Genomic DNA, 14932 nt, shown 5'->3' on the forward strand with positions numbered 1-14932 from the left:
GATCCTGAAGCCGCCGTTGTAATCGTTTTCCGCACTCTCGCGGGGAGCCGGTCAGGGTTAGACATAAGGTCTTATAGTATGTCAAAGCGCCACAGCGCCAAGTACAAACTCGACCGCGCCATGGGTGAAAACCTGTGGGGCCGTCCGAAATCCCCCGTCAACAAGCGCTCCTATGGCCCCGGCCAGCACGGTCAGCGCCGTAAGTCCAAGGTTTCTGACTTTGGTCTGCAACTGCGCGCCAAGCAAAAGTTGAAGGGTTACTACGGTAACATCACCGAAAAGCAATTCCTGCGTACCTACGAAGAGGCTGACCGCCGTAAGGGCAACACCTCCGAGAACCTGATCGCGCTTCTGGAATCGCGTCTGGATGCCGTCGTTTACCGCGCCAAGTTCGTGCCAACCGTCTGGGCTGCCCGTCAGTTCGTCAACCATGGTCACGTTCTGGTCAACGGCAAGCGCGTAAACATCCCGTCTTACCGCGTTAAGGTCGGTGACGTGATCGAAGTTCGTGAGCGTTCGCGCAATCTGGCCCTCGTGCTCGAAGCCCTGCAGTCGCCTGAGCGCGATGTGCCGGACTACATCGAAATCGATGCCAAGGCGCAAAAGGCTACCTATCTGCGTATGCCGGAACTGGCCGAAGTGCCTTATCCGGTTAAGATGGAACCGAACCTCGTCGTCGAATACTATTCTTCGTAATAGGTTTGACCGTTACGGTTATAAAAAACCCCCGCAAGGTAAGCCTTGCGGGGGTTTTCTATGTCGGTCAGTGTTCCGTGTGCGTGTCAGGCTCATCCGCCTCGGGCATATCCTCGTCATCGGACGAAGCTCGAGGTGAAGAGAACAGGGTATTCATCACCTCTTCCACAGGCTTGCCATTCTGGATGGCCTCAATACCCTTGCGAATTCTGAGAGCCTGCTCAGGATTATGCGGATCACCGGTGAAAGGGGTCAGAGCCATAACGGCCTCATCGCGTTTACCGTCAATAATCAGGACGTAGGCGGCAAACTGAGCGTATTCAAACACCCCAGGAGACAGCCGGTTGGCCCCAAAGGCGGCATTGACCGCGCTCTGGTTCGGGAAATCCCGTTCGCCCTGAAAAGTGCGGGCCAGATAATACAGATTGGGCGCGTGCAACTTGTTTGCTTTGTAGGCGTCCATATAGGCGCCTCTGGCGATAGATATCAGCTCATCATATTCCTCAGGCGGGGCCTTACGGGCAATTGCCTCATACAGGCGTCCCATAAGGTAGTGCGCTTCATAATTGTCAGGATCGGATTGCGTAAGCTTATAGATATCCTCCTCGACGTTCTCAGGCGTGCCATGCAGAATTTCAGCGCGGGTCAGGGCCAGCAGGAAGTTCGGGTCGTGGGCGAGGGTGGCTTTTTTTGTACGCAGGTCATCAAGTATGGCCTTGCCCTGTTCTTCGGGCACACAGGTTTGCAGCAGGGAGGCATTTAAAAGGTACTGATCGGTATGATCAGGCAGAGGGACGATGCGAATATCCGAATCAGGCACCTCGGTATTTTTGATGTCCACATAGGGCGTGCGCTGCATGTAGGTGCGCAGTTTGCCGGCCAGATCATTGACCTTAAGGCCCGTTGCGGCTTCGAAGGCGGGGATGGAGTCTTCCCCCATAGTCAGTCGGGCGAAGTAATCGTTCATATTACGTGCGCGTTGCGGATCGCTGAGCATATAGTGGGTCAGCAGCCACGATTGCGCATAAAACTTGCCGACTTCGTCCTTGCGTCTTTTTTTATCCTCAAGCGTATCATAGGCCGGATCGAGGATCGTCTCGAAAGAAATCCACCTGTCCTGTGAAAGCGTATAGATCCGTGATAGGGGCGACTGGCCGACACTAATGCGGCCCTTGGTGAACTGAACCGTGCTCAGATAATCGGCGAAACCTTCGACATACCATGCCGGGTAGCGCAATTTGGCGTGCTGGAACATGACGTGGTGGCCATATTCATGGAACAGTACCTCCAGACCGAAATCGGCAATATTTTTGTCTGATTCGATAATGCCGGAATAGGCGCTGACGCCTTCGCCGCAGGTGAAATAAACGCCTGCCACAGTCCTGGCGAATTTGGGGCGAACCTCTTTCATCTGCTCGGTGCTTTTAAGCAGATAGACGGGAAATTTCGGTGCCTGAACCGTGAGGCTTGAATCCTTACCCAGCATGGTGTCGGTCAGGTATTTAAAGCTTTCAAGCTGCTTTACATAATCCCGTGTCACCCGTTCGCGCGCATTGGAATAGACAATGAAATTCGGACTTTCGGCGCGTAACCAGTTGTCGGCCCATGCCGTTGTGCCCCCGCTGAAAAACGCCGCAACTACGGCTAGCATAGCGATAAGTTTTTTTATGATCATGTCCGCCCCCATACTCAGGGGCGAAGGATAGGCTGTAAAAACCACAGGTGGCAAGCGGGGTGCGAAAAAAACTTGAAAAGAGAACAAGCTATGTTATGTTCTCATTATGTTCCGATTTGAGTTGTGAGGTAAGGTCGTGACCGGACATGACGAAGACAGGGCGATGCGCAAGATCATCCATGTGGATATGGATGCTTTTTTTGCCTCGGTAGAGCAGCGCGATAATCCGGATTTGCGGGGAAAGCCTGTGGCGGTGGGCGGCGAGCGTGAGCGCGGGGTTGTGGCGGCGGCGTCCTATGAGGCGCGACGTTTTGGTGTGCGCTCGGCCATGGCCTCGGTGACGGCGCGGCGGAAATGTCAGGAACTGATTTTCGTCAAGCCGCGCTTCGAGGTCTATAAGGCTGTATCGCGGGAAATCAGGGATATTTTCAACGACTATACCGATCTGGTTGAGCCATTATCGCTGGATGAGGCCTATCTGGATGTCACGGAAAACCATAAGGCCATTCAGTCCGCGACCCTGATTGCGCAGGAAATACGGGCACGCATTCGCCTCAAGACCGGCCTGACGGCCTCGGCAGGTGTGTCTTATAATAAGTTTCTCGCCAAGCTGGCGTCTGATTACAATAAACCGGATGGCTTGTTTGTTGTTACGCCGCGTATGGGGGCGGATTTCGTTGAGGCCTTGCCGGTTGAGCGGTTTCATGGGGTTGGCCCGGCCACCATGCAGAAAATGAACCGGTTAGGTATTATAACCGGGGCGGCCCTGAGGGCGCAGAGCCTTGAGTTTCTGACGGCGCATTTCGGTGTATCGGGGCAGCACTATTATAATATTTCCCGCGGGGTCGATCATCGCCGCGTGAATCCTGATCGTATTCGTAAATCAGTCGGGGCGGAAAATACCTTCTTTCAGGACATTTTCTCGTTCGAGGCGGCGCGTGAGGCCCTGTCACCCATTGTTGAGAAAGTTTGGCGGTACTGCGAACAGAGCGGGGCGCGGGGACGCACGGTCACGCTCAAGGTCAAATATAATGATTTCCGGCAGGTCACGCGCAGTCATACGCTTTCGGCTCCGGTGGCCGACCCTTCGGAACTGTCGCGTTTAAGCGCCAGCTTGCTTGAGGGGGTGTTTCCTCTGGCTAAGGGTATACGTTTATTGGGCGTCAGTCTGTCGTCACTCGGTAAGGGGGGCGACACAGACGCAGATAACGGGCCGCAACTCAGTCTGGCGCTCTAAGGTTCTGCGCGGGGAATGGTTCAGGGGATGAGCAGGGTAGCACCGGTGGTGGCGCGGCCTTCCAGAGCCTCATGGGCGGCACGGGCGTCTTTGAGGGCGAAGCGCTGGTGAATGGGGACTCGGATAACGCCTTGGCGGATCATATCAAACAGCTCCTCGGCAGCACTCAGGAGATCGGCCCGTTCGCTGTTGTAACCAAAGATAGATGGTCGGGTGGCAAACAGTGACCCCTTGGCATTGAGAAGGCCTATATCAAACGGCGGGATCGGGCCTGAGGATTGTCCGAAAGATACAAACAGGCCGCGTGATTTGAGGACATCCAGCGAGCCCTCAAACGTATCCTTGCCGACACTATCATAGACCACATCGACCTTGCGGCCTTCGGTCAGCTCAAGGACGCGTGCGGTAAAGTTGTCTGTGCGGTAATTGATGACATGATCATAACCGTTTTTCAGTGCCAGTTCGATCTTATCGGCTGATCCGGCGGTGCCAATGACTGTGGCCCCCAGATGTTTTGCCCACTGACCGGCGATCAGCCCGACACCGCCGGCGGCGGCATGAAACAGGATCGTGTGTTCAGGCCCGGCCTTAAAGGTACGTCGCAGCAGAAACTGTGCGGTCAGGCCTTTGAGCAGAACGGCGGCGGCAATGTCATCAGGAATGTCGTCGGGCAGCGGCACCAGCCGGTCAGCCATAATCATCCGCTGTTGCGCATAGGCACCGGTTGTTGCGGCATAGGCGACGCGATCGCCGACCTTAAAATCAATCACGCCTTCACCTATGGCTTCGATGATACCTGCGGCTTCGGCACCGGGCACGAATGGTAGCTCGCTTTTGTAAAGGCCCGAGCGGAAATAGGTGTCGATGAAATTGACGCCGATAGCCGTATGGCACAGCCTGACCTCTCCGGCGGACGGGGCGCCGACTTCGATGTCATCGGACGTCAGGGCTTCGGGACCTCCGGTGGCATGAACGCGAATAGCGAGAGGCATGAAAACTCCTTGTCAGGCGATAAAGTCGCCATTGCGGAAAATGGCAGAACTGTCAGGTGGAAGCGGTGTCCACATCTCATCGTGGGTCAGGGGCTGGGTGGCGATGACGCTGACGCGATCGTCTGGGGTGGTCTCGGTTGAAAAATCAACCTTGAGGTCTTCGTCAATGAGCGAGGCTGTGCCGAAAGGGGCCTGACGCGTGATATAGCAGAGCTTTTTCGAGCAACTGGCGTAAAGCGAACGCCCGTCCGTCAGCAGCGCATTGAATACACCCATCTGCCGCAGCACGTGGAACAAGCGTTTGATTTCCTTATCGAGCGTGGCCGCAGACGGATAATCCGTATAGGTGCGGCACAGCTGATCTATGATCCAGCAGAAGGCATGTTCGGAATCGGTCGTGCCAATGGGGCGGAAAAAGCTTAAGGGGAGGGCTTTGATACCCTTAAGCTGGCCGTTATGGGCGAAGGTCCAGGCCCGTCCCCACAGTTCACGGGTAAAGGGATGCGTGTTTTCCAGCGTCACGCGCCCGCGATTGGCCTTACGGACATGCGCAATAACCGTACGACTTTTGATGGGGTAGTTTTTCATCAGCTGCGCCAGTTCGGAACCGGCGCTGGCATTGGGTTCGTGAAAGGACCGGCAGCCCTTTTGCTCATAGAAGCTGATGCCCCAGCCGTCCTTGTGCGGGCCGGTCTCGCCGCCGCGTTTGGCGAGCGCCGAAAAGGAAAAACGGATATCCGTCGGGACATTGGCACTCATGCCCAAAAGTTCGCACATAGAAATCTGTACCGTCAGAGGTGGGTTATCGCCTTATTGATGACGGTTTCAGAAGGGGTAAGCAAGCGATCATACTCACAAAAGCGGCATAAAGTGCGCTTGTCATTGCCACCTTATATTTATGTGATTACCAATAACGCCGTTCACACGCATTTAAGGAGCTACCTATGAAACGCACAGCAACGGCGCAATGGCGCGGCGATGGCCAGACCGGCGCAGGCACACTTTCGACCCAGAGTGGTGTCTTCAACGCCCAACCTTACAGCTTCAAAACCCGCTTTGGTGACGAAGACGGTAAGGCGGGGACAAACCCTGAGGAACTGATCGCCGCCGCCCATGCGGGTTGTTTCACCATGGCCCTGTCGTTTGCGCTGGCTAAGGCTGGCTTTACAGCAGAGTTGCTTGAAACCGCCGCCGATGTGGAGATTCAACCCTCTGATGGCGGGTTTTCGATCACCGGCATTACCCTGAAGCTCAAGGCCAATATCCCGGGTATCGATCAGGCGCAATTTGACGAACTGGCTAAGGGTGCCAAGGAAAACTGTCCTATCTCAAAGGCCTTGTCGGCGGTGCCGATTACACTTGAGGCCAGTCTGGCCTAGGGATTTATCTTTCTTCGCCATAAGACAGAAGACACCCCATCCGTTTATGACATCGGGCGATGTCAAAACCACCTTCCCCAACAAGGTAGGGAAGTATGATAGCCTAAAAGCCCCTGTTGTAAGGCAGGGGCTTTATTCTTGCATCATAACCTGATGACAACGTTATCAGCGCATGTTAGGCCGAAGAAAACAAGAAGAGAAACAAGTGAGGAAAATGATATGCGTCGCAAGGCTTATGTTATAACCGGATGCCTTTTTTTACTTGCAGGCGGGATAAATGCGCAGGCGCAATCGCTTGAGGAACTGACGAAAAACGATCCGCCTTTCGTGGCCCAGACCCTTGAGCTCAGGGGCGTGCCTGAACCGGCCGGTGAGGCGATTAGTCTGTTTAACGGGACTGATCTGAAGGACTGGGAGCAGTGGCTGGGCTATCCCGATGCGGCCCAGACCTATCAGGCCGATCATGCCCCAGCCATTGGCCGCGTCGATAGTCCCGCGATGTTTACGGTGGTTAAGGAAGACGGCGAACCGGCCTTACGGGTGGATGGTGCGATCTGGGGATCGCTGGTGCACACGGGCGATTACAGCAACTATCACCTGCGGCTTGAATATAAATGGAGCGGGGTGCGTCATGCGCCGCGCCTTAATGAGCCGGAAAATAACGGGCTTTTGTATCATTCGCATGGGCCACATGGCGCGGTATGGGGCACTTGGATGGCCTCGGTGGAATATGAGATCATGTACGGTTCAACCGGCATGATTGTGCCGGTGGGTAAGGGGCTGAGTGTGACGACGACCGTGGCTCGCGATGAGAGCATCATCGACCCGAAGCGGCGCTTTATGCTGGGTGGGCTGGAATCTCAGGCGGTAGGTAATACGGCGGTTTGGAACATCGAGAACGGGTCCGATGCCGAAAAACCGGTCGGAGAATGGAATGTGCTTGATCTCTATGTCTATGGTGACAAATCCGTGCACGTCCTGAATGGTGTGCCGGTGATGCAGGCATGGAACCTCTGTGCGCCGGATGAGGCCGGTGTCTGTCAGCCCTTAACGCATGGACGCATTCAGTTGCAGTCGGAAGGGGCGGAAACCTTCTTCCGGCGGATGGTTCTGACGCCGATTGAAGGATTGCCCGAGATACGTGTTCGCGACTAGCGAACGGCGCGGAATGCCCGAAGAATAAGGGCGAAGATGTCGAGGCTCAGTGTGGCGCGGTTGGTGACGAGGTGGTCAAACATGGTTTTGTTTCCTTGGATGGCCTGCCTATAGCCGCAAAGCTGTGATCACACAATGTCTATGTTGCGATGCACAATTCAATGTGGGTTGTGGATTGTTACGTGCGGCGTGACTGGCTACGCTGATCGAGCCATGTATAGAGGGCCACGCCGGTTAGCACCATTGCCGTGCCGATCAGGTCGGCCAGCGTGATATATTCGCGCAGGATAAGCCCGCTCAAGGCCAGTGTAATCACCGGATTGATGAAACCGATGACGGCATTGGCCTGAGACGAGATGCGCGCCAGGGCAAAGTTGATCAGATAGCCCGGCAGAACCGTCGCCCCGATTGCCAGTCCCAGACACAGCCAGAACAGTTCCGGTGTAAAGGCGGGTAGTTTCAGTTCATGCGTCACACCAAAATGCACAAAGGTCGCCAGTGCTGCGCCGATCATGGCCACCGAGGTGAATAGTGATGGTCCCATGCGTTTGATGACCGGCTTGGCCAGCAGCAGATAAAGCGCGAAGGCCACCGAGGATATGGTGACCCATATGGCACCTGTGACAATCGTATCGCCGCGCACCTGAAGGTCATGGACAAGCACATAGGCCAGTCCGGCATAGGAGATACCAAAGGCGCTTAAGGCCAGAGGTTTGATCTTATGGCCAAAGAACATGGCCCCGAGCAGGATGACAAACAGCGGATAGGTGAACAGGATCAGCCGTTCAAACTGTGGCGTCAGATGTACCAATCCCTCAAAATCCGTATAGCTGGCGAACCAGTAGCCGAGCACACCCACGAACAGAGCCTTGACGTACAGGCTCAGGGGCAGGGGGTCGAGGTGGCGTTGCTGATAGCGGGTGATCAGGCCGACTATGACGAAAAACGGCGTGGCCATCAGAAGGCGAATGGTCAAAAGCGTAATGGCGTCAATATTATAGTCGTATGCCAGCTTGATAAATATGCCTTTGGTGGCAAACAGGAACGATCCGGCAAAGGCCAGTGCATAGCCGATGAGAAGGTTCAGTCTGTTGCCAGAATTAGACGCAGAGGTGGACATAGGCCTTCCGTATGCCTGCCGGGTCTGTAAAGCAAGGTGTCTGTTAAATCGCTTGACTTCGGACGGCGGGACTTTAGGTCTTTAGGGGCGAGGAGTGGGGAATGAAAACCTTAGGTATATTAGCTGTTTTTGCGTATGGCCTGCTGGCCGCTCAGGTTCAGGCGCAGCCTGTCGATATGGCCCTGTGCCAATGGCATCCGGAAACCCACGCCTATATGCATAGGCCGAATGCCGGCTATTATAAGGAAGAACGCCTCACTGTGCCTTCCGGATACGAAGGGGTGCGGATCGAGGGCCAGTTCAGAACCCTGAAGTCGCATCCTAACTGGTCGCCGGGCGTAGCGCTGATCTTTGATGTCGGCCCGTCAGCCAGCTATATTCTCCGCTTTAGGCGTCCGAAGGGGGAAGTATCCATGCAGGTGGAGACGGAGTTGTGGGCAAATGGCGAGAAGATTGCGGAACATGTTTTCAGCCATCGTCAGGATATGAAGGCGGACTTCAGAGCTGATGTTCTGTGGAATGTCTATGGAGACGTCAGTTTGAAACTTTATACGGGTAAAAAGGCATTTAACGGCCCCTATGAGGTGCAAAACCATAGTCTGGGCATGGCCACTAACTTACAGGTCGTGTCATCGACTGCGGATGTAAAAATAAAATCCCTGCGCTTCGGGCGGGTATGCACGCCCATTTAGGATGCAAGGAAGTTCTTGTATTTTAGCGGCGCTGATTGTAAGGAAAACGCAGCACAGGACTTGATGCGCCGCTAAGCCGATGGGGTTGCCCTGCCGGTTGCGGTGTTATTGTCATTTTTACAGAGGTTTTTATGGCGCGCGTTACCGTCGAAGATTGCATCGATAAGGTCGATAACCGTTTCAATCTGGTGTTGCTGGCCGCTCATCGCGCCCGCGCCATTTCGTCGGGAGCGTCCTTGCTGCTCGACCGCGACAATGACAAGAATCCGGTTGTGGCCCTGCGCGAAATCGCCGATGAGGTGCTGCCGCCGGAAACCCTGACCGAAAGCCTGATTGCCAGCCTGCAACGCGTCGATGAACGCACGGAAGCTGAGGAAGAGGCTGAAACCCTCGCCCTGCTGGCTGATCCGCAACATCAGCAAATGTCGGAATCGGAACTGATCCGCGCTTTGCAGTCGGATCGTGACGGTGGTCAGGAAGAGCGCTACTAGGCTTTGGCCTGTATTAAGCCGAAATTCAAACCGCGCTGCCGTAGGGTGGCGCGGTTTTTCGTGCCTTTTTGTAAGTCTTCACAAGATATTTTGTAGCTAAGACGGGCGGTTGGGCGTAAGCTTCCTATATATCTTAGGGTGAGGCGGTCTGGACGGACGCGCACGCCTCGGAATTTTGAGTGGCGGCAGGTGAGATGAGTAGTGAAGGCCAAACCGGTGTAGCAGGCTATCTGACGGAATCGAACGATCCGCCAAAGGTGCCGCCCGGCTTCCCGCCTGAGAAACCCAATGAGGAAGAACCGGCACCACCGCCGGAAACGCCGCCCATTGATCCGCCCAGCGAGACGCCGCCGATAACCCCGCCAGCGGAAACGCCGCCCATTTCGCCGCCGACGGAAATTCCGCCGCCTATGGACGCGCCTCAAATCTCAAAGACTGAAGAAAAAAAACCGGCACCGCGCCGGTTTTTACGTCAAATGGAACTGCTTGAAAAAGTGGCGGCCTATGATCCGACCATGGATGAGGCGACACTCAATCGCGCCTATGTCTATGCCATGCGTATGCACGGCGCACAGTTGCGGGCTTCGGGTGATCCCTATTTCGCGCACCCGATTGAGGTTGCGGGTATCCTGACGGACTATAAGCTGGATACGGCGGCCATTGTCACCGCACTGCTGCACGATACCATCGAAGATACGCCCGCTACGCATGAGGAAATCGCCTCTTTGTTTGGTGAGGAAATTGCCGAACTGGTCGAGGGCGTGACCAAGCTGACGCGGCTTGAGCTTCAGTCGGAATACACCAAGCAATCGGAAAACCTGCGCAAGTTCATTCTGGCTATCTCAAAGGATGTACGGGTGCTGCTGGTCAAGCTGGCTGACCGTCTGCATAATATGCGCACCCTGCAGTTTGTGCCGGAACACAAGCGTGAGCGCATTTCGCGCGAAACACTTGAGGTCTATGCCCCTCTGGCGCGTCAGATCGGTTGTAACCGCATTGCGACCGAACTTGAGGAACTGGCCTTCAGCTTTATCAATCCGCGTGGCCTTGAGGCGATTACCCACCGTCTGGTGGAAATGCGCACCCACAAAGGGCAGGCCATTTCCGAAATTGCCCGCGACATTGGCCTGCATCTGTCTGAGGCTGGTATCAGGGCGCGTGTGTCGGGACGTGAGAAATCACCCTATTCGATCTGGAAGAAGTTGCAGCGAAAATCCATCGGCTTTTCGCAACTTTCGGATATCTATGCCTTTCGGGTGATCGTCGACAGCGAAGACGATTGCTATCGCGCCCTTGGGGTGCTGCACCGCGCCTGGCCGTGCGTGCAGGAACGCTTCAAGGACTTCATATCGACGCCCAAGAGCAATAACTATCAGTCCCTGCATACGACCGTCATCGGCCATAAGGGCACGCGGATCGAAATGCAGATTCGCACCGAAGACATGGACCGTGTTGCCGAAGAAGGTCTGGCGGCGCACTGGGGCTACAAGAATCAGTCCTATGGCTTCGATGAAGAAGCGGCGACAAAGGATGGCCGTAACCCGATCAACTCTTTGCGCAATATCGTTCAGATCGTAGAAAGCGGCGGCGATTCGGAAGAATGGGTTGAACATGCGAAGCTTGAGATGTTCCTCGATCAGGTCTTCTGTTTTACGCCCAAGGGCCGTCTGATTTCGTTGCCACGGGGGGCTATGCCGCTTGATTTTGCCTTTGCGGTGCATACTGAGGTTGGTGAAACGGCAATTGGTGCGATCATTAACGGAGAACACAAACCCCTGCGTAGCGTACTGCAAAACGGTGATCAGGTCGAAATCATCAGCGGGGTTGAATCGCGTGTTAATCCGGATTGGCTTTCTCTGACCATTACCGGTCGGGCGCGGTCGGCCATTCGTCGCCATATCCGCCAGACGCAAAAAGAAGATTTTATCCGTCTGGGGCGCGCTTCGATTGAACGGACGTCGGCGCAGATTGACAAGTCCATCACCGATATAAGCTGGCGTCCGGCGCTGGAGCGTTTTCAGGTCCAGACCGAAGACGAGCTTTATGAACTGGTCGGGCGCGGCAAGATTCCGACGCTTAAGGTGCTTGAGGTTCTGTTCCCCGGCCTGAAGCTGCCCGCCACCCTGACGACCGACGCCCTGAGCCGTATCAAGGACGGCGACGACATGGGCAACTTTGTACGCGGTCAGGCCCTGAAGCCGCATCAGAAGGTGTGGTTCTCGAAGTGCTGTACGCCGGTGCCGGGCGATCGCATTGTCGGTATTGTCGATGGCGACGACGTGCATGTCCATTCTATCGAATGTGATACGCTTGAGGCCTTTGAAGGCCACAAGGAGGCGTGGATCGATCTGCAATGGACGCTTAATGCCGAAAAGAACACCATTTCGACGGCGCGTCTCCGGGCGAGCATTCGTAATAATCCGGGGGTTCTGGGGCAGGTCTGTGGCCTGATCGGGGAGGCCAAGGGCAATATCGTCAATATTCATCTGGCCGATCAACAGGTGGACTTCATTGATGCCCGCTTTGACATCGAGGTAATGGATGCCCGACATCTGGCCAATATCATTGCCGCTATTCGCACCTGTCCGTCGGTTGAAGGTGTCGAACGCGTTCGGGGCTAGGCAGGCAGGGTCTTAGACCCTGCCCCCGATTGCCCCTAGGTGTGAAACCTCGTCCATTCCGATATCACATTGCATCTTACCTGTGGCGTGAGCGTACAGGGGCATAGGGTCAACGATGGATGAGTAAGTCACGCCATAAGACAAAAAAAAGTGCTAGATGTCGTCATTTACAAAGGAAGACGCCTCACACCTCCGGTCAATCGGGTGCAGGGGCTTTTGTGAGGCGCTACCGCTTCGCTGCTTGAGCGCGCTAGCCCTGCTGAAAGGCGTTGCGTCTGCGGCGCGGCTTGGGGTAAAGGAAAGCGCTGTTAGTTAAGGAATCTGCCGCATGACCTCTGAAGACGTAATCAACGAATTTCGCGCCGCCAATGCCCTGCGTGAAGGTCATTTCGTTCTCTCAAGTGGTCTTCATAGCCCGTTGTTCCTGCAAAAGAATCTGGTGTTCATGGAGGCGGAGCGCTGCGAGCGCCTGTGTAAGGCGCTGGCTGAAAAAATTACCGCTGAAGTCGGTCAGGTCGATGTGGCGATTTCACCGGCGGTCGGCGGTATTATTCCGGGCTATGAGACGGCACGTCACCTGAAGGTGCGCTCGCTTTATGTTGAGCGTGTGGACGGCGAATTCAAGCTGCGTCGCGGGTTCCATATCGAACCGGGTGAAAAGGTGGTGATGGTAGAAGATATCGTCACTACGGGCCTGTCGTCACGCGAATGTATCGCTGCCATTAAGGCCGCCGGTGGTGAGGTGGTGGCTGCGGCCTGTATCGTTGACCGTTCGGGGGGTAAGGCCGATGTCGGGGTGCCTTTGATCGCTCTGGCTACCTTAGAGGTGCCCGCTTATCCGGCGGATGCCCTGCCGCCTGAGCTGGCGGCGGTTCCGGTTGAAGACCCCGGTTCGCGCCGGATATCGAAAGCCTCCTGATGACCCCCAACCGTATTCGTTTAGGATTGAATATCGATCACGTAGCGACCGTGCGCAATGCCCGTGGTGGCAGTGCGCCTGATCCGGTTCGCGCAGCCCGACAGGCGATTGAAGCGGGTGTTGACGGGATTACGGCGCACCTGCGTGAAGATCGCAGGCATGTGCTCGATAAGGATATCTGGGCCTTAGGTGATCTGTGTAACGAACTGAATACGCCGCTTAATTTTGAAATGGCGGTTACTGATGAAATGATCGGTATCGCGCTTAAGCTTAAGCCGCATGCGGTGTGTCTGGTGCCGGAACGGCGTCAGGAACGCACGACCGAAGGCGGGCTTGATGTGGCGGGCAATACGGATCAGGTGGGCGAAGCGACCGCGCGTCTCAAGGCGGCGGGTATTCGTGTATCTCTGTTCATTGCGGCGGATGCGGCACAGGTGTCAGCGGCCTCTGATATAGGTGCGCCGGTCGTTGAGTTTCATACCGGTGCCTTGTGCGATACTTGGCGGGCAGGGGAAATGACCCTGTTCAATGATGAGATGCGGCGTCTGGAATGGGCAGCCAATCTGGCGCATGAGGTCGGTATAGAAGTCCATGCCGGTCATGGCATCGACTATGACACCGTAAGCTTTATCTCGAAAATTTCGCAGATACGCGAACTGAATATCGGCCATTTTCTGATTGGTGAGGCGATCTTTACGGGGCTTAATGCCTCCATACGCCGGATGCGTTACCTGATGGATGCGGCCCGACTGTGATCATCGGTATCGGCACAGACCTGTGTGATATACGCCGCATTGAGCAGTCGGTGACCCGCTTTGGTGAGCGCTTTGTCAACCGTGTCTTCACACCTGCGGAACAGGCCTATGCGCAATCGGTAGCTAAGCCCGTGGCTGTTTACGCCAAGCGCTATGCCGCCAAGGAAGCGGTGATGAAGGCGCTGGGGACGGGCCTCAGAGGGTTCCGCTTTCCGGATGTTGAAATTGCACGGGATGATCTGGGCAAGCCGTCGGTCATCCTTAAGGGCGGGGCGCTTGAGCGGCTTCGGGCGCTTACGCCATCTGGTCAGCAGGCACATATTCATCTAAGCTTGACGGACGAATGGCCCTATGCGGGGGCATATGTGGTCATTGAAGCCTTATCCATGCCACAAAACGGCGATAGTCAGGCCTGATATTTATGGGGAATGCATATTCATGAGCGCAGATAATACAGGCGTTGATACCGATAAACCGGTGAAGGAAGATACGTGGGATATCGTCAAGACGGTGCTGATTGCGCTTCTGATCACGCTGGTGTTCCGTACTTTCCTGTTTCAGCCGTTTACCATTCCATCGGCTTCGATGGAGCCGAATCTGTATGAAGGCGATTACATTGTCGTTTCCAAATGGAACTATGGCTATTCCAAGCATTCCATTCAGTTTTCGCCGCCTGTGTTTGAAGGCCGCATATTTGCTAAACAGGCCGAGCGTGGGGATATTGTCGTCTTCAAGCTGCCGCGTGACAACAAGACTGACTACATCAAACGCGTGATCGGCGTGCCCGGTGATAAGGTGCAGATGCGTAACGGGCAGTTGTTCCTGAATGACGAGGTGGTACCCCTGATCGATCAGGGGCCTGTGCTCGAAAAATACGGTAATGCCTATGCTACGATACAACAGGAAAGCCTGAACGGTAAAAACCACCAGATTCAGGACCTGCGTAACGACACACAGGGCGATAATACCGAAGCCTTCATTGTGCCTGAAAACCATTACTTCGTCATGGGCGATAACCGCGACGATTCGGCCGATAGCCGCTTCCCTGTCTATGCGGATGGCGTCGGTTTTGTGCCGGCAGAAAATCTTGAAGGAAAGGCGAGCATGATCCTGCTGTCATGGAACCGTGGCGCGTCTCTGTGGAAGCCGTGGACATGGCTTGATCTGCGCTGGGATCGTTTCTTCAAGTCCTTGCACTAG

15 protein-coding genes are annotated in these 14932 nt (G+C 55.2%); 11 read left to right on the top strand and 4 right to left on the bottom strand.

Annotated features, from left to right (window positions below; all coding sequences use genetic code 11):
• The first annotated feature begins 78 nt into the window (after window positions 1–78).
• Entirely contained in the window at window positions 79–696 is a 618-nt protein-coding gene (rpsD, locus tag E5201_RS04590; protein ID WP_140984831.1) for a 30S ribosomal protein S4, read from the top strand.
• 67 nt (window positions 697–763) lie between these two features.
• Here rpsD and E5201_RS04595 read toward each other — a convergent pair whose 3' ends face one another.
• On the bottom strand, window positions 764–2371 hold the full coding sequence (locus tag E5201_RS04595) for a hypothetical protein (protein ID WP_140984832.1): 1608 nt from the start codon (window positions 2369–2371) through the stop codon (window positions 764–766).
• A 136-nt stretch (window positions 2372–2507) separates the two neighbouring features.
• Here E5201_RS04595 and dinB point away from each other — a divergent pair, with 136 nt between their 5' ends.
• On the top strand, window positions 2508–3608 hold the full coding sequence (dinB, locus tag E5201_RS04600) for a DNA polymerase IV (protein WP_342774706.1): 1101 nt from the start codon (window positions 2508–2510) through the stop codon (window positions 3606–3608).
• Window positions 3609–3628: 20 nt separating this feature from the next.
• Here the strand turns inward: dinB and E5201_RS04605 are convergent, their stop codons facing one another.
• The gene (locus E5201_RS04605) at window positions 3629–4600 is read right to left on the bottom strand and encodes a quinone oxidoreductase family protein (RefSeq protein WP_140984833.1); all 972 of its coding nucleotides are present in this window, start codon (window positions 4598–4600) and stop codon (window positions 3629–3631) included.
• A 12-nt stretch (window positions 4601–4612) separates the two neighbouring features.
• Window positions 4613–5377 carry a class II glutamine amidotransferase gene (locus E5201_RS04610; RefSeq protein WP_140984834.1) on the bottom strand — a complete coding sequence of 255 codons (765 nt, stop codon included), beginning with the start codon at window positions 5375–5377 and terminating at the stop codon, window positions 4613–4615.
• 167 nt (window positions 5378–5544) lie between these two features.
• On the opposite strand from E5201_RS04610, the gene E5201_RS04615 reads away from it, so the two are divergent.
• Both E5201_RS04615 and E5201_RS04620 read left to right on the top strand, forming a co-directional pair.
• Window positions 5545–5979, top strand: coding sequence for an OsmC family protein (locus E5201_RS04615; RefSeq protein ID WP_140984835.1), 435 nt, complete (start codon window positions 5545–5547; stop codon window positions 5977–5979).
• A gap of 219 nt (window positions 5980–6198) precedes the next feature.
• Complete coding sequence (locus E5201_RS04620) at window positions 6199–7134, top strand: 3-keto-disaccharide hydrolase (RefSeq protein WP_140984836.1); 936 nt, start codon at window positions 6199–6201, stop codon at window positions 7132–7134.
• Window positions 7135–7312: 178 nt separating this feature from the next.
• Here E5201_RS04620 and E5201_RS04625 read toward each other — a convergent pair whose 3' ends face one another.
• A complete protein-coding gene (locus E5201_RS04625) occupies window positions 7313–8254 on the bottom strand; it encodes a DMT family transporter (RefSeq protein WP_140984837.1) in 942 nt (313 codons plus the stop codon).
• A gap of 101 nt (window positions 8255–8355) precedes the next feature.
• On the opposite strand from E5201_RS04625, the gene E5201_RS04630 reads away from it, so the two are divergent.
• The 7 genes from E5201_RS04630 (at window position 8356) to lepB (ending at window position 14932) form a co-directional block, all read left to right on the top strand.
• Window positions 8356–8946: a hypothetical protein gene (locus tag E5201_RS04630; protein WP_140984838.1), complete on the top strand. Its 591-nt coding sequence runs from the start codon at window positions 8356–8358 to the stop codon at window positions 8944–8946.
• Between the two features lie 131 nt (window positions 8947–9077).
• On the top strand, window positions 9078–9437 hold the full coding sequence (gene rpoZ, locus E5201_RS04635; protein ID WP_140984839.1) for a DNA-directed RNA polymerase subunit omega: 360 nt from the start codon (window positions 9078–9080) through the stop codon (window positions 9435–9437).
• 410 nt (window positions 9438–9847) lie between these two features.
• Window positions 9848–12058: a RelA/SpoT family protein gene (locus tag E5201_RS04640; RefSeq protein ID WP_181404596.1), complete on the top strand. Its 2211-nt coding sequence runs from the start codon at window positions 9848–9850 to the stop codon at window positions 12056–12058.
• A 328-nt stretch (window positions 12059–12386) separates the two neighbouring features.
• Window positions 12387–12977 carry an orotate phosphoribosyltransferase gene (gene pyrE / locus E5201_RS04645; protein ID WP_140984841.1) on the top strand — a complete coding sequence of 197 codons (591 nt, stop codon included), beginning with the start codon at window positions 12387–12389 and terminating at the stop codon, window positions 12975–12977.
• A complete protein-coding gene (locus tag E5201_RS04650; protein ID WP_140984842.1) occupies window positions 12977–13732 on the top strand; it encodes a pyridoxine 5'-phosphate synthase in 756 nt (251 codons plus the stop codon). The genes pyrE and E5201_RS04650 overlap by 1 nt, the downstream gene beginning before the upstream one ends.
• Window positions 13729–14148: a holo-ACP synthase gene (gene acpS, locus E5201_RS04655; protein ID WP_140984843.1), complete on the top strand. Its 420-nt coding sequence runs from the start codon at window positions 13729–13731 to the stop codon at window positions 14146–14148. The genes E5201_RS04650 and acpS overlap by 4 nt, the downstream gene beginning before the upstream one ends.
• 22 nt (window positions 14149–14170) lie before the next feature.
• Entirely contained in the window at window positions 14171–14932 is a 762-nt protein-coding gene (gene lepB / locus E5201_RS04660; protein ID WP_181404539.1) for a signal peptidase I, read from the top strand.

The sequence above is a fragment of the Asticcacaulis tiandongensis genome (assembly GCF_006475605.1).
Taxonomy (GTDB): domain Bacteria; phylum Pseudomonadota; class Alphaproteobacteria; order Caulobacterales; family Caulobacteraceae; genus Asticcacaulis; species Asticcacaulis tiandongensis.

What these genes read in the sequence shown, in the direction of transcription:
- E5201_RS04595 (WP_140984832.1), bottom strand. Translation starts at nt 2,371, where the DNA reads ATGATCATAAAAAAACTTATCGCTATGCTAGCCGTAGTTGCGGCGTTT.
- E5201_RS04620 (WP_140984836.1), top strand. Translation starts at nt 6,199, where the DNA reads ATGCGTCGCAAGGCTTATGTTATAACCGGATGCCTTTTTTTACTTGCA.
- E5201_RS04640 (WP_181404596.1), top strand. Translation starts at nt 9,848, where the DNA reads ATGGACGCGCCTCAAATCTCAAAGACTGAAGAAAAAAAACCGGCACCG.
- E5201_RS04625 (WP_140984837.1), bottom strand. Translation starts at nt 8,254, where the DNA reads ATGTCCACCTCTGCGTCTAATTCTGGCAACAGACTGAACCTTCTCATC.
- E5201_RS04630 (WP_140984838.1), top strand. Translation starts at nt 8,356, where the DNA reads ATGAAAACCTTAGGTATATTAGCTGTTTTTGCGTATGGCCTGCTGGCC.
- E5201_RS04605 (WP_140984833.1), bottom strand. Translation starts at nt 4,600, where the DNA reads ATGCCTCTCGCTATTCGCGTTCATGCCACCGGAGGTCCCGAAGCCCTG.
- E5201_RS04615 (WP_140984835.1), top strand. Translation starts at nt 5,545, where the DNA reads ATGAAACGCACAGCAACGGCGCAATGGCGCGGCGATGGCCAGACCGGC.
- rpsD (WP_140984831.1), top strand. Translation starts at nt 79, where the DNA reads ATGTCAAAGCGCCACAGCGCCAAGTACAAACTCGACCGCGCCATGGGT.
- pyrE (WP_140984841.1), top strand. Translation starts at nt 12,387, where the DNA reads ATGACCTCTGAAGACGTAATCAACGAATTTCGCGCCGCCAATGCCCTG.
- E5201_RS04650 (WP_140984842.1), top strand. Translation starts at nt 12,977, where the DNA reads ATGACCCCCAACCGTATTCGTTTAGGATTGAATATCGATCACGTAGCG.
- rpoZ (WP_140984839.1), top strand. Translation starts at nt 9,078, where the DNA reads ATGGCGCGCGTTACCGTCGAAGATTGCATCGATAAGGTCGATAACCGT.
- lepB (WP_181404539.1), top strand. Translation starts at nt 14,171, where the DNA reads ATGAGCGCAGATAATACAGGCGTTGATACCGATAAACCGGTGAAGGAA.
- E5201_RS04610 (WP_140984834.1), bottom strand. Translation starts at nt 5,377, where the DNA reads ATGTGCGAACTTTTGGGCATGAGTGCCAATGTCCCGACGGATATCCGT.